6 protein-coding genes and 1 pseudogene are annotated in these 15,166 nt (G+C 68.0%); 3 read left to right on the forward strand and 4 right to left on the reverse strand.

From position 1 onward, the window contains the following. Positions 1–127: 127 nt before the first annotated feature. Both ACFWPT_RS31400 and ACFWPT_RS31405 read right to left on the reverse strand, forming a co-directional pair. Positions 128–217: pseudogene (locus ACFWPT_RS31400) on the reverse strand (GNAT family N-acetyltransferase); the annotation flags it as partial. A gap of 300 nt (positions 218–517) precedes the next feature. Continuing rightward, entirely contained in the window at positions 518–4,957 is a 4,440-nt protein-coding gene (locus ACFWPT_RS31405) for a LamG-like jellyroll fold domain-containing protein (RefSeq protein WP_380485910.1), read from the reverse strand. A gap of 713 nt (positions 4,958–5,670) precedes the next feature. Here ACFWPT_RS31405 and ACFWPT_RS31410 point away from each other — a divergent pair. Together ACFWPT_RS31410 and ACFWPT_RS31415 are read left to right on the forward strand one after the other, a co-directional pair. Next, positions 5,671–12,585 (forward strand): RHS repeat-associated core domain-containing protein, encoded by a 6,915-nt coding sequence (locus ACFWPT_RS31410; protein WP_380485912.1) that lies wholly within the window; start codon positions 5,671–5,673, stop codon positions 12,583–12,585. Between the two features lie 15 nt (positions 12,586–12,600). Beyond that, complete coding sequence (locus tag ACFWPT_RS31415) at positions 12,601–13,005, forward strand: hypothetical protein (RefSeq protein ID WP_380485914.1); 405 nt, start codon at positions 12,601–12,603, stop codon at positions 13,003–13,005. Between the two features lie 430 nt (positions 13,006–13,435). Here ACFWPT_RS31415 and ACFWPT_RS31420 read toward each other — a convergent pair whose 3' ends face one another. Continuing rightward, positions 13,436–13,558, reverse strand: a complete 123-nt coding sequence (locus ACFWPT_RS31420; protein WP_380485916.1) for a hypothetical protein — start codon at positions 13,556–13,558, stop codon at positions 13,436–13,438. Positions 13,559–13,643: 85 nt separating this feature from the next. Then, the gene (locus tag ACFWPT_RS31425) at positions 13,644–13,943 is read right to left on the reverse strand and encodes a replication initiator (RefSeq protein ID WP_380485918.1); all 300 of its coding nucleotides are present in this window, start codon (positions 13,941–13,943) and stop codon (positions 13,644–13,646) included. Between the two features lie 634 nt (positions 13,944–14,577). Here ACFWPT_RS31425 and ACFWPT_RS31430 point away from each other — a divergent pair. Beyond that, the gene (locus ACFWPT_RS31430) at positions 14,578–15,123 is read left to right on the forward strand and encodes a hypothetical protein (RefSeq protein ID WP_380485920.1); all 546 of its coding nucleotides are present in this window, start codon (positions 14,578–14,580) and stop codon (positions 15,121–15,123) included. The last annotated feature ends 43 nt before the right edge of the window (positions 15,124–15,166 follow it).

A 15,166-nucleotide genomic window follows, 5' to 3' on the forward strand; every position in this document is an offset into this window, starting at 1 on the left:
CGATGGTACTGCAGGGGGGACCCTGTGGGAGAGTAGGACGCCGCCGAACAATCATTCACAGAGAACCCCCATCCGGGAAACCGGATGGGGGTTCTTTGCATTTCCGGGGCTTTGGGACTTCAAGGCCTCAGAGCTGGAGCTTGAATCCGACGTGCGACGGGACGAAGCCGAGCTTCTCGTAGAAGCGGTGGCCCTCGTTGCGGGTCCACGCAGACGTAGCCGAGGCCGCAGGTGTGGCGGACAGTGACGTGGGGGCGGTCATCGTGCCGTACGGGCGGGTGTGGCTGGCCGGCCTCAGTGGCGGCGCGGCCGGGGCCGTGGGCGTCGAACAGGGGCTTCAGGAGGAGGGGTTACAAGGTCTCGGTGTCGGGCCCTGTGGTCCCTGTAGGCCCTGCGCCGGTAGGCCCCGCCCTGCGAATCGGCCCGGGCCCGCTTGGCGGCCGTCCGGGTACGGCGAAGGCCGTTGGCTCCCCCATGGGGGAGCCAACGGCCTTCGCGTGGTGGTGCCGGTTGACCGTCAGCCAGTCAGCTGTGCGGTGTAGGTCCACCGCTGGTTGGCCCCGCCGTGGCAGTCCCAGATGTCGAGCTGGGTGCCGTTGGTGGTGGTCCAGCCGGGGAGTTCCAGGCAGCGGCCGGACTGCGGGTTGAAGAGGCTGCCGTCGTAGCGCCGCAGCCACTGCTGGCCGCCCTCGGCGGGGTTGCAGTCGCGCAGGACGACCTTGGCCCCGTTACCGGAGGCGTTGTCCTGAGTGCCGACGCACTTGCCGTTGATGGTCATGGTGTCGTCGGGAGTGAAGGTGAAGTGCTGGTTCGCTCCGTTCCAGCAGTCGTAGATGGCGATCGTCGCACCAGCTGAGCCGCCACCCCAGTCGTCGACGCACTTGCCGTAGGCGTAGGCGCTCTGGACGTGGACGCTGGCGTTACCGGTGGCGAGGTTGTTGGCCTGCTGGTCGGTGACGGCATACGGGTAGAGCCGCACGTCGCTGACCGCGCCGTCGAGTCCGGCGGCGTCGGGGAGCTGGTGCGTGGTCTCGGCGCCGATGGTGATCGGGCCGTCGGCCGTCCAGCCGTGCCAGTCGGCGTCGACCTTGGTGGTGCCGACGGCCTGCCCGTTGACGTAGAGGGTGATCGCCTGGGTGTCGGCGTTGTAGGTGCCGACGAGGTGGGTCCAGACGCCGACCTGGGGCGCTGCGGTGTCGTTCACCGTGTAGTACTTGGCCGGCGGGTAGCGGTCCTCACCGGCGAGGGTGAACGACCAGCGGCCGAAGGAGGAGGAGTACTGGAGGTAGAACGGGCTCCGCTGGTTCCCGGTCTGGGAGACGATGGTCCGGAAGCCGTTGGTGTTGTTGATCTTCGCCCAGGCCGCGACGCTGTAGCTGCGGGTGGTGTCGATGCCGGGGCTCTGCTTGGTCTTGTAGTAGCTGCTGCCGTTGAGGGCAGTGGCCGCGCCGGCGACGTTGTTGTGGTCGGCGGTGCGGGTGGGGGCGCCGCTGGGACTCAGCGGGTTGTTGATGCTGCTGTCGACGACCTTCTCGGTCCTGCCGTCCATGGCCCACCAGCTCGGGGCGGCGGCGGCACTGGCGGCGTTCTGGGGACCGGCGTCCCAGGTGAAGGTGGGATTGGTGGGGTCGCCGCTGCGGTGTCCCCACCAGATCTGGATCTGCCCGTCGGCGTTGCGGCCCCAGAGGGTGGGGGCGCCGTTGCCGGTCAGGTCGCCGTCGGAACCCAGGACGGGCCACGTCGTGGCGGAGACGTTCCCGATCGGGACGGCGGCGGAGATCGCGGTCACCGTGGGCACGCTGATCGGGTTGCCGAAGTCGTCCCGGACGGGCTCGCCGTTGTGGGTCGGGGCGTAGGTGCCGGTGGTGAAGGTGTAGGCGCGCAGATCGCCGGTGGCGCGGTTGCGGGTCCACAGGCCGGGGTGTCCCTGGCCCGCCCAGTCACCCGGGGTGAGAAGGTCGATGTCCTTCCAGCCGGAGGCCGCCAGTTGCACGGGGGCGCCGAGCGTCTGGGCGCCGGTGGCCGGGTAGAACCACAGGCCGGCGTCGCTGCCGTTGCTCTCGACCGTCAGCAGGCCGGTCTGGTTCTTGAACTGCAGCTTGGTGTCGAGGTCGCTGTGCGCGGGGTCACCGAGCGAGGCGACCTGCAGAGTGGTGGACCAGTCGGCGGCGTACACTCCCGGCGCGCACTGCGGCGGCGGGCTGTCCGCGTCGCTGCAGTTGGGCTTGGTGAGCACGGCCTTGCTGTCGAAGCGGCCGGAGTAGCCGGTGTTTCCGGGGTTGCCGTAGAGGTAGATGTCCTTGTCGCCCGCCGGGTGGACGATGAGGTCGTCGACGTTCTTGCCGCCGGTCAGGGTACCGCGGTGGGTGAACTGGACGCCGTTGGTCCAGCTGCCGGTGGGGGAGTCGGCCGGCAGCGCCGCCAGAGCCGCGGTGGGACTCTTGGCGAGGGAGTTGCCGGGCACGTTGTACGCGCGGAGGTTGCCGGCCCCGTCGTAGGTGACGATGTCGGGAGCGCCGTCTCCGGTGATGTCGCCGAAGACCGGCGGCGGGCCGTCGGGGTTCCACGGCACGTAGAAGGCGTACTGGGAGACGGGGGAGACGTTACCTGCGTCGTCCTGGGCCTGGATGAACAGGACGTTGGTGCCCCAGCGGCCGGCCATGACCGGAATGCCGCCGGTGGGCATGGCGCCGCCGCACTGCCAGCCGGCGCCGGCAAGCTGCGGGTCCCAGCTCCAGCGAAGGCACTTCACCCCGGAGGCGACGCCGTCGTTGGGGGTGGGATCGGTGAGGGTGACGGGGACGTACCCGGTCTGCCAGGTGCGGATCTTGGTGGTCTGCCCGTTGCCGGAGGGCGGGAACTGGGTGGCCAGTGCGCCGTCGGAGAGCTGGTCGTAGACGCCGGGAACAGAGACCTGCGGAGGAGTCAGGTCGACACCGAAGCGGCAGGTGGGGGTGGAACCGGAGAGACCGACCAACTGGTCGCTGGCCATGATGCCGTAGCCGTAGAGGTGACCGTCCTTGATGACGTTCGGGTTGACGGTGAAGGCAGCGTTGCCACCATTGTTGACGAGGGGTGAGTAGCCGCTGTCGACATCGGGAACGCCGGAGACGGTGTAGTCCCAGATGTGGGACCAGGAGTAGAGCTGCCCCTGGACGGGGCTGCTGACGGTGGCGTTGAGGGTGACGGCGCCGTTGAGGTCCGAACCGGCACCGAGCCAGCCCCAGTTGTCGCCGTTGCAGCCCTGGGTCTGGCGGGCGGGGTCGACGGTGTGGGGGACCGGGTAGGTGTACGGATTTGTCGGGGTGTTGGGGGTGCGGTCGTAGGTGACGGTGAGCGTGGCGCCGTAGTCGAAGCGCTTGAACGCGTAGGCGTTGTTCTCGTCGGAGGCCTGGAGTCCGAAGGTCAGCCAGGGCTCGTTGACCCACTGCGCCACGGTCGGGCCGGCGTTCCAGAACGTCACCGGGACGTTGTCATGGCAGGCGCCGCGGCCGGAACCGGCGACCTGGGCGGTCTCGATCGGGCCGCCGACCGGCTGGGGCCGGTTGCTCCAGTTCGTGCCCGTGTTGATGGGGCGGTCGACGAGGTAGAGGTCGACGCCGTAGGTCTTGTTGCAGTCCCAGTCGGCGGAGATGTACTCGGCGAAGTCCAGCCGCGCGGAGTTGATCGCCGCGCCGTTCAGACCGCGGGTGTCGATCTGGAAGTAGGCCCGCTCGATGTCGGCCGGGTTGCAGCTGGGCGCGCTCGGGTAGCTGCCGCACTTGCCGACGCCCAGGTGGTCGCTGTCCGCCGGGCCGTTGACGTTGTAGTGCGTAGCGCCGGGGTGCGCGGACTGGACGAAGGTGGAGCCGTAACTGCCGTTGACCCAGGGGATCCAGGCCGGGTCGATGAAGTACGGCGCGGTGCCCGTGGCAAGGATGTCCTGGTCCGGGGTGACGTCGATGCCAGAGGACGTGGTGGCCACCGGCATCGTCGCGACCTTCGCGCCGGCGCCGGGGCTCTCCGGGGTGCTCACCGAGGGGACCACCTCGCGGCCGCCCGCGCCGGAGGAGGCGCTGGGGGCCGGTGACGGCGAGTGCGTCGTGTCGGCTGCGGGCATGGCCGCGGCCGCAGCGCGGAAGCTCGCGGCCTTGACACCCGGAGTGCTCGTCCGGGTGGCGTCGGCGGAGGCCGTCGGCGCGCCGGCGGCGGGGGTACTGTCCCACATCCGGGGCGCGGGTGCGTGCCAGCGGGGACCGTCGGCGGCGGAGGCCGTCAGGTCGTGGTTCTCGTCGGACGTGATGGTGACCCCGTCCGTGACGGTGCCGAAGTGGAGGTTCTTCAGCGCCGGGTCCGCCGCTGCCTTGGCGGTCTTGACGATCAGTACCGTGCTGACGCTGCCGGCCTTTCCGACCGTGACCTTCAGATCGGTGTCGGCTCCGAGGACCGCCGGGTAGAGCAGGCTGTCGCCCTGGACCTGGGGTGCGGGCAGCGGGAACGGTGCGGTCAGCGCCAGCCTCTTCCCGTCCGTGCTGGTCATGGTGGCCAGCGGCCCGTCACCGCCGCCGGACAGGACCACACCGGACGGGGTGGCCTTGGGGGCGAAGCCGCCGCCCGGTCGCGCGGTCAGGGTGGCGTCCAGCGGGCGCCATTGGCCGTCGGCCTTCATCCGCTGCTGCTGCGGGTGGCGCGACTCCTGCAGCCGGCCGTCCGGGGTGGCGTAGGTCTCGGTGAACTCGGTGGTCAGACGGTCGATCAGGACGCTCTTGCCGGTCGCCTTGGCCTGGGCGAACGCGGTGTCATCCGCCGGCCGGTCCTTCGGGCGGTCCTTGGCGTGTGCGGCATCCGCGGCCGCCATGAGCTCGGTCAGGGTCTTGCTGTCGGTCCCGCTCGGCGTGGTGCCGGCGAAGGCGGGCATCGCGGAGGACAGGGCGAGGACGAATCCGGTTGCGGCGGCGGCGAAGCGCAGCCGAGACACAGCTCGCCCCCGGGTTCTCGAGTGTTCTCTCGGTGGGCGTTCGGGCATGACGGGGCCTCCCCCGGAAGTGATGGTTGGTGCGGACACCGCCGGGATCGGGCAATGCGCACAGGACATGCGGAATTTCGCCCAGGAAGTGAAGGTTCGTCAAATCATTAACCGGGTGATATGTCCCTTTAGTGAGACCAGCTGACGGTTTGTCGGTCAACGTGATGTATGCCACTTACAAAAAATTGATCTTGGACTCGACGGTGATGTGAACGAGTTCGTAGTGTCGCCGACGTTAATTTCGGCTGTTCCATGCCCAGAGGCATGGTCAATTCCCGTAGGGGGCAGTGGTGGCGTCCACCCGTCGTGCTCGATCAACCAGGGGAAGAACCGCCCAACGGGCGAGAAAACCCAGAACAGCACTGCTCAGCGCACTGGCTATGATGGCGGGACTCGTCGTGCCGGCGGCTGGGGTTCCCGCATTCGCCGTCGGTTCGGACGAGAACAGGATCTGGTCCCCGACGACCACTCAACTTCCGTCCACGCCATCCGTTCCCGGGCAGGACGCGAAGCCCGGATCTCAGGTTCCGGTACGAATTGCGACTCCTGACTGGGTGCCGCCAAAATCCCCGGCGGTCCCCCCTCATGGTGCGTCCACTGTCGAGCTGGCGGCTGCACCGTCGGCCGGCAGTCGGGCGGCCCGGCTGGACGAGGCCGGCCAGACCGTGATCGAGCCCTCCGCCGGCGCCTCCACCAAGGCAGGCGCCCTCCCGGTGTGGCTGGCGCCCGTGGCCGCCGACGGCCGGGCGGCTACACAGAAGGACGCGCCCGTCGAGCCCGGCGCCAAGTCCTCGGTGCACGTCGAGGTCACCGACGCGAAGACCGCCGCGTCCGCGGGATCGCGCACCAACCTGGTGGCGCTCACGCCGACCGACCCGTCGAACGCGTCCAAGCTGCGGGTCAGCCTGGACGCCTCCGCCTTCGGAGCCGGGCTCGGCGGCGACTGGTCCCAGCGCGCCCGCCTCTACACCCTGCCGGCCTGCTCCCTGACCACCCCCCAGGCTGAGGGCTGCCTGGAGCGCAAGCCCGTCGAGTCGCACTACGACGCCCAGACCGGGAAGCTGGTCGCCGACGTCGATCTGCCAGCCGCCGTTGCCGGCCCGGCCTCCACGGCCGCGGCCGCCCCGAAGACAGGCGTGACGCAGGCCGCGTTCCGCACCGGGCTCACCGCCGGCGCGGCCGCACCGACCGTGCTCGCCGCCGACGCGCCCGCCACCGGCGGGGCCGGCACCTACAGCGCCACCAACCTGGCACCCAGCCAGTCCTGGACGGCCGGCGAGGCCTCGGGCGCGTTCAGCTACAGCTATCCCGTGCAGGCGCCCCCGAGCATCGGTGGCGGCGCGCCGAATGTCGCCCTGGGATACAGCTCGACCGCGGTGGACGGCAAGACCTCCTCGACGAACTCCCAGGCCTCCTGGATCGGCGACGGCTGGGACTACAGCCCGGGCTTCGTCGAGCGCTCCTTCCGCCCGTGCGCGAAGGACGGCATCACCGGTTCCGGCGACCAGTGCTGGGGCGAGGCCAACCTCACCCTGTCCCTGGCCGGCCACTCCGGCGAACTGGTGCCCGACGACGCCTCGTGCCCGAAGACGGCCGGCCCGGACGAGTGGTCCAGGTGCACCTGGCGGCTCAAGACCGATGACGGCAGCAGGATCGAGTTCCTGACCGGCGCCACCAACGGCACCTGGAACGGCTCGTACATCAAGCTGACCGACGCCGCCGGTGCCGCCTACTACTTCGGCTTGAACCACCTTCCCTCCGCCACCGGCAAGCCCACCACGATCGGCCCGGACACCAACTCCGCCTGGACCGTTCCGGTGTACTCGCCCAACAGCGGCGACCCCTGCTACGACGCGGGCAAGGGCAAGGACTCCTGGTGCCAGACCGCCTGGCGCTGGAACCTCGACTCGGAGGTGGACGTCTACGGCAATCTGACCACCTACAGCTACACGCCCGAGACCAACTACTACGCGCGCGGCGGCGGCCAGAACCGGGGCAAGGGCACCAACACCGCCTACACCCGCGGTGGCGTCGTGGCCTCGATCGGCTACGGGCAGCTGCTGTCCGACCAGCTGAACGCCAACGGTGGCTACCAGCCCGCCGCCCGGATCGACTTCGACTCCGGCGAGCGCTGCGTCACCGGCGCCGCGGCCTGCGACCCGGCCCAGCGCACCGCCGCCAACGCGGCGAACTGGCCCGACGTCCCGCTGGACAAGCAGTGCGCGCAGAACGACGTGTGCGCCAACTACGGGCCCAGCTACTTCACCACGAAGTGGCTGAACACCATCACCACCCGGATCCGCTCCGGCAACGGCTACCGCGACGTCGACTCCTACGCGCTCAACCACGTCCTGAAGCTGGTCCAGAACAGCACCGAGAACACCGCGGTCCCGTGGCTGGCCTCCGTCCAGCGCACCGCCAAGGACGAGTTCAACGGCCAGAAGCCGTTCACCCTCCCGGCCGTCACCTTCGCCGACGTCCTGCTACCCAACCGGGTGGACGGCGCGGGCCCCTCCCGCCCCGCCTACAACCGGCCGCGCATCGCCTCGGTGACCACCGAGACCGGCGGCGCCATCAACGTCGACTACTACCAGGCGTCCTGCTCCCGCACCGCCGGGGTGATGCCGACGTCGGCGGACGACAACAAGCTCGGCTGCTTCAACGTCAAGTGGTACCAGCCCAACTCCACCGCCGACAGCAACCCGGTGGACGACTGGTTCCTGCGCTACCCGGTCAAGACGATCACCGTCGACCCGCGCTCCGACCTCGTCAAGGGCGCGCTCCCGCAGACCACCACGTACACCTACGGCGACGCCGCCTGGCACCGCAACGACGGCCGGTTCGTCGAGGCGAAGGACCGCACCTGGGACGACTTCCGGGGCTTCGCCACGGTGACGACCGTGATCGGAACCGGCAAGGACGGCGTCCAGGGCCAGAAGTCGACCACCTACCACCAGGGCATGGACGGTGACCTCACCGCCTCCGGCGCCAAGCGCTCCCGGACGGTCGCCGGCCCGATGAGTGGACCGGTCACCGACAGCGACTGGCTCTCCGGCCAGGTCCTGGAATCGGACACCTACGCTCAGGCGGGTGCGACCGAACCGGTCGCCTTCAGCGTCAGCACCAGCTCCGGACCGGCCACCACCGCGACCCACGTGCGCGGTGACGGCCTGCCCGACCTCGTCGCCCGCTACACCTCCACCAGCAGCGTCGTCACCGCCAAGGCCCGTAAGACCGACGGCACCTGGCGCACCACCACCGACACCACCACCACCGACCCGGCGCACGCCAACCGGCCCGTCACCGTGCTCAACCAGGCCGAGGGCACCCCGGACGTCTGCGCCCGCACCACGTACGCCACGGGCACCGACCCGATCATGACCGTGCTGGTCTCGGAGGCCATCTCGGTCTCCGGCCCGAACGCCTGCACCGCCGCCCCCACGGCCGCCAACACCCTCACGGGTTCGCGGACCGTCTTCGACGGTGCCGCCTTCGGCAGCGCCGGCGCCAAGGGCGAAGCGAGCAGCATCCAGGTCCTGGAGAAGTTCGACGACTCCGGCAAGGCCCAGTGGACCACCACCGGCCTCAGCACCTACGACACCTACGGGCGCCCGGTCACCGTGACCGACCCCACCACCACCGACTCCGCCCACCCGGGCGGCGCGGCCACCACCACGGTCTACAACTCCGCCAACCCCGGCGAGCTGCCCAACGGGACGACGATCACCTCGCCGGCCCCTGTCGGGGCTCCCGACGCGGCCTCCGGCCGGATCTCCACCGCGACCCTCAACCCCGCCCGGGCCCTGCCGATCACCGGCACCGACGCCAACGGGCGCACCGTCACCCAGGCCTACGACGCCCTGGGCCGCCTCACCGCCGTCTGGCTCGCGGGCCGGACGACCAGCGACAAGGCGAACTACACCTACAGCTACGCGGTCGGCAACGGTGCTCCCAGCAGCGTCACCTCCGGCCGCCTGCGCGCCAACAGCAGCTACGCCCAGTCCGTCCAGATCATGGACGGGCTCGCCCGCGTGGTGCAGACCCAGGCCGACCCGGCGATCTCCGCCTACCACGGCCGGATGATCACCGACACCTACTACGACTCCCAGGGCCGCGCCAACCGCGTCAACAACACCTACTACAACGACCAGGCCGGCCCCGCGACCACGCGGTTCGAGCCCGAGGACGCCAAGGTCCCGAACCAGACCTACAGCGTCTTCGACGGCCAGGGCCGTACCACCAGCGTCCAGTTCCGCGCCTACGGTGTCGCGCAGAACGCCACCACCACGTCCTACCCGGGCGCGGACCGCACCGACGTCACCCCGCCCGCCGGCGCCACCCCGACCACCACGGTCAACGACGCCCGCGGCCGCACGACCCAGCTGTGGCAGTACCGGACGCCCGTCGCCACCGGCAACAGCGCCGACGCGGACGTCACCAGCTACGCCTTCAACCCGGGGGGCCAGGAAGCCTCCCGCACCGACGCCGCCGGCAACACCTGGTCCTACACCTACGACCAGCGCGGCCGCCAGACCGGCGCCAGCGACCCGGACGCGGGCAACAGCTCCACCACGTACAACGCCGCGGGGCGCGTGGCCTCCAGCACCAACGCCGGCGGCCAGACCATCGCCACCGCCTACGACCTGCTCGGTCGCAGGACCGGTACGTACCAGGGCACGGTCAGCCCGGAGAACCAGCTGACCGGCTACGCGTACGACACCGTCGCGAAGGGGCAGCAGGACAGCTCCACCCGCTACGTGGGCGGGGCGAAGGGTGCCGCGTACACCAACGCGGTCGTGTCCATGGACATCGGCTACCGGCCGACCAAGACCACCCTGACGATCCCCGGCAGCGAGGTCGGACAGACCAGCCCGGTCACCTACACCACCAGCGCCAAGTACGACCCGATCACCGGGGCCAAGACCGAGGAGACCCGCCCGACCGTCGGCGACGTCTACTCCGAGACCATCGTGTACACCTACGAGGTCTACGGTCTGCTCTCGAAGTTCGGGGCGTACGGCGGCAAGATGTACGACCTCCAGTCGGACTACGACGCCTACGGCCGCAACATCCGCTCCACGATGAACCCGTGGGGCACCCAGGTCGTCACCACCGCCACCTACGACGAGCCGACCGGCCGCACCCTCAACCAGTACGTCGACAAGCAGACCTCGACCACCGGCACCGTCCAGAACACCACCTACGCCTACAACCAGGTCGGCCGCATCACCGCGATCCGGGCCATCCCCGACAACACACCGAGCGCCACCGACCTGCAGTGCTTCAGCTACGACCACCTCGGTCGGCTGAGCACCGCGTGGTCCGACACCGGACGCCTCGACCAGGCGCCCGACCCGGCGGTGGGCGGCCAGGGGGCCTGCACCAACTCCACGCCCACCAGCGGCGCCCAGGCGCCCACCCGCACCACCGTCGGCGGCTTCGCGCCCTACTGGCAGAGCTACCAGTACGACCTGACGGGCAACCGCACCCAGCTCGTCGTGCACGACGCCGGCGGCGACACTGCCAAGGACACCACGGTCACCCAGACCTTCCCGTCCACCGGCACCCGCAACGCCCCGACCAGCGCGCCCAACAGCGGTGGCGGCACCGGCGGGCCGCACGCCCTGCTGAGCTCCACCAGCAGGACGGGCAACAACGCGCCCACCACCAGCACCACCCAGTACGACGCGGCCGGGCGCACCACCGCCATCACCGACACCAACGGCACTGCCAAGCTCACCTGGAACGGTGAGGACCGGCTGGAGTCGCTGGCCAAGACCGACGGCGGCACCACCACCTACCTGTACGACGCCGAGGGCAACCAGCTCATCCGCCGCAACCCCGGCAAGACCACCATCAACATGGGGGCCGACGAGCTCACCGTCGACACCAGCACCACCACCAAGCAACTCGCCGGCGCCCGCTACTACGACATACCCGGCGGCACCACCCTGGTCCGCCAGGGCGGCGGCAGGCTGACCTACCAGATCGCCGACCACCACGGCACCGGCGTCCTGGGCATCGACTCGGCAACTCTGACCGAGACCCGACGGCCCAATGACCCGTTCGGCAACCCCCGGGGCACCCAGCCGAGTACCTGGGCCGGAGACAAGGGTTTCGTCGGCGGTACCAAGGACGACGTCACTGGACTCACGAACCTCGGGGCCCGGCAGTACCAACCGACCACCGGGCGGTTCCTGAGCCTCGATCCCATCCTCGACCGGGCCGATCCCCAGCAGTGGAACGGCTACGCGTACGGCGACAACGATCCCGTCAACCGTGCGGACCCCAGCGGTCTGTTCTCCATCGTCGACTTCATCAAGCCGCTCATCATCGCGGTCGCCACTGCGGTCGCCTCGGCCATGGGCTGGGCCATCCCGAGCGCTAAACCCGTCTCCCCGAACGTCGTCTCCGTCCCGGCGGTCGACCAGGCGGAAGAGAGCGCACAGCGGGCCGAAGCCGCGAAGCAGAAGGTCGAAGCGGCGCACCACAAGGAGAACCAGGCCAAGCAGAAGGTGATGGGCGCCGGCAAGCAGCTGGCCAAGATCGCCGCCGACGAACTCGGCATCACGGACGCCTTCGACTGCGTCACCAAGGGCGACCTCGGCGCCTGCGGCGAGACCGTGCTCAACGTCGCCACCAGCCTGATCGGCGGCGGTCCGCTCGCCAAGCTCGCCAAGAAGTACGCGTTCCATTGGGGCAAGGCCTACGAGCTCGCCAAGACGATCAAGCGCCTCGCCAACGAGCTCTACGACGGCTTCAAGGCCTGGCGCACGGAGTCCAAGGCCGCCCGCGAGGCCGAGCAGGCGGCCGAAAGCTGCCTCACCGGAGGGAAGAAGCACAGCTTCAAACCCGACACACCCGTCCTACTCGCCGACGGCAGCAGCAAACCCATCAAGGACGTGAAACCGGGCGACGAAGTCCTGTCGACCGACCCGCAGACCGACAGCACCAAGGCCGAGGCCGTCGCCGCCACCATCGTCACTCCTGACGACCGGCAGTTCACCGACCTCAGCCTCAGCACGGACGCGAAGCCGGCCGTCACCCTCACCTCGACCCAGCACCACCCCTTCTGGGACGAGACCACCCAGCGCTGGACCAATGCCTCCGACCTCCACGCCGGCGACCGGGTCCGCGCGGCCGACGGCACTTTCCTCACCGTCCAGGCCATCCGCAACTACGAGACCGATCCGCAGGAAGCTCGCGACCTGAGCGTCGCCGAACTCCACACGTACTATGTGCTCGCGGGGGCCACTCCGGTCCTGGTACACAACTGCGATATTTCGATGGATGAGGCCGTCAACCGTGCCGTTGCACATGTTGGTGACGATGCAACAGTGGTGCGGTCTGGAAGCGGCGGAGTTCAGTTCATGAGCGTGACGACCGGCGAGGACGGGAACGCGATCAGGAAGATTGCGCGGTTCGATGTGAACCCCGATAGTGCTCATGTCCAGAAACTTGGACCACATCTTAATCTGGAAACCCAGATCAATGGAAAGACGGTTACGAGTGGTCCGCTCAAGGATCCCCATACTCCTATCGATCCATCTACGATCCGGCCGGGTGACTACTGGCGGTAGACAACTTACGGAGGTGTGGCGTTGAAGGTCTTGCGCGAAGATTCGACCGGGGAAATGGAGCTCTCTGGAACTCGCTCCGAGCTGCTGGCCTTGGGCCGGGAGCTGCGGAGCGGTCGAGGAGAAATCCGCATTCCGAAAGCATCGAATCCATTCCCGTACGATAGGGCGTTGTCGCGGATCGAATTTCAGCAAGCGAGAGGGAAGGTTCGTATTTCTTCTTCGGGAGACGGCGAAGCTATGGAGGTTCAAGGCGAGCTAGATTCTCTTGCTATTCTTGCCGATAATATCGAAGCGTTCGCCTTGGGGGCGGATCAAGACGACCACCTCCATGTGGATTACTTTCCAGACCATGATTATCTGGTCGAGGGATCAGAGTCGCTGGTTGTCGGCATCGCTGGTGATGCACTCAAGTTGTCGTGAAGCGACTTTGGTGCAACTAATCCGGCAGTGAAATCGCTAAATTTCCGCGGCTTATGCAGCGGCCCCACCGGATCCATCCGGTGGGGCCGCTGTGGCGTCTGACGACAGTAGCTGACGGCAACGTCAGCGGACGGGCACCTCACGAAGCGATGGATCGTTGCCGTCTCCGGGCACGTTGGAGGTCTCGTTGGGGTTGTGGAGGGCGTTGCTAAGGGTGTCGCTGGCTTGGCGCTGGAGGAGGAGCCGGAGCCCCGGAAGCCGAGCATGTGCGCCCACTTCCAGAGCTTGGGGCCGGCAAAAACTCCTAGCGCTGGCCCAGGTTTCAGCAGGTGCGGATCATCTGCCGCGCGTGCCGTTCTACGGCTAGGCGGGGCGGCGGGCGGGACTGGCTGGTACCCGGGCAGGTCCGGCACTCCACTGGCGCGCCGGTCTATGCGGACGGGGCCATTCCGTGCCCCTTGCGGTGGCGGCAGAGCAGGGCGCGGTCGAACCCGCCGGGTGATTCGGCGGACTTGGTGGCGTACTTGGCCGCGTAGGCGGCGGTCTCGCGCACGTCGAGCTGTTCGCTCCAGGTGAGTTCGCGTTCTCCCCCGCGACATCGGAGGTGGCGGTCAGGGTGACGTGCTCGGTAGCGGCTTCTATAGCACTGTGAGGACTTCGGCGGTCGCGTACCTGGGCGGCGGGGGGGGCTCGCTGCTATCTTCAGAGCCATCGAATCGGATCACGGTGTGGAAATGGACTGGGCTGCGCTTCTGGTAATCGGCCAGCTTCGCGAAGGAGACCCGCAGCACTGTGTGGGTAGCCTTCTGCGGGTGGCCGAACCGGACCGCGATCTCGCGTCGCAGGTAGATGTGAAGTGCACCTATAGTGTGGAGGCATGGGAGTCGAATATTATGCGCCCGCGTAGTTGTGTATCTTTGGGTCGAGCGGGGTGTCACGCGGCGCGTCTGTGAGTTTCCGTAACGGCAAGGAGGGCACTATGTGCAGAATGGCGCCAGTCGTACGAGCAAACCACCCGGACCATCGTTCGCGTCGAGCCCTGAGCATTGCAGTAAGGCCAGTCGTAAAGTCGGCAAAAGGGGCGATTGGCCTACGCAACTGGCGGCAGTGGCGACGGCAAAAACCACGGACTTAATCTCAAATTCAAGGGATTTGACGGGCTGTCAAATAATTAACGTCGACCCAAAAGTCCGGTAGAGGGGTTTCGTATAGCATGCATACTATATGCCAGAAGGTGTCGATCTGATCCTGGTGTACAACTGTCCGGCGGGCAGTGGTGAAGCACAGGCGCCAACATGGGCGGGCAGAAGATCTTTGGTCGAATGAGGATTCAACTGGCGACCGCGCCGTTTTCGGATGGGGTGAGGATGGCAAGGTCGTGCGCATCAGGCCTGGATCAAGGATGGATGGGCTTTCAGCGGTTGGCGTAAGGGGCTGAGGTTCCGCGGCACCGGAGGCGAGCATTCTGGAATCACACCACCGATCTACTACCCGAAGGGTGGCGGTCGCGGAGTGCCAGGTGCAGACGTTCCGGAGAGCATTCCTCCGGGCTATCTTCCGTAGGGAGTCCACATGAGTCGGAACGAACTATCCCGGCGAATCCTTCACGAGGCATTCCCTGAAGTGGATTCCAGCGATCCGGTCTCGTACTTCAGCGAGACGGGCGATGCGGTGCAGGCCTTGATGTACTCATGGCTCTACTGGCCGAACCTGGTGGAGATCCGCGGCGCCGTCTTTTTTGCGCTCTACGGGAATGACGAAGTTGAGATTGCGAACTGTCTGGCGACTCCGTCGGCCGACGGGCATCCGGATTGGCCTGCCATGGCATGGGGTCAAATGGTGGACAGCTACAACATCTTCGAGATCCCGCACCTCTTCCGGATGATGAGGGGGCCGTCCGAACTCGCTGCGGATGCTTGTCGGCAGCTCGGTGACGCTCTGGTCCAGACGTGGCAGGGGCGACTCCTGGCGGCGTATCCAGAGCGCCGCCTCACGGTGCGGATGATCGAGGGTGATGACTCGATGGACCTGAGGATCGAGGTCTCTCAGCTGACCCCGAGTCTCGTTCCACCGAAGGGCTGGGACGGGCAGCGAAGGGGAATCACTGTGACGTCGTGAAAAGGTCTCCGAACAACCCGTAGCCGGGTGTTCGGATCGATTC

It is taken from the genome of Kitasatospora sp. NPDC058478, from assembly GCF_042720345.1.
Lineage (GTDB): Bacteria > Actinomycetota > Actinomycetes > Streptomycetales > Streptomycetaceae > Kitasatospora.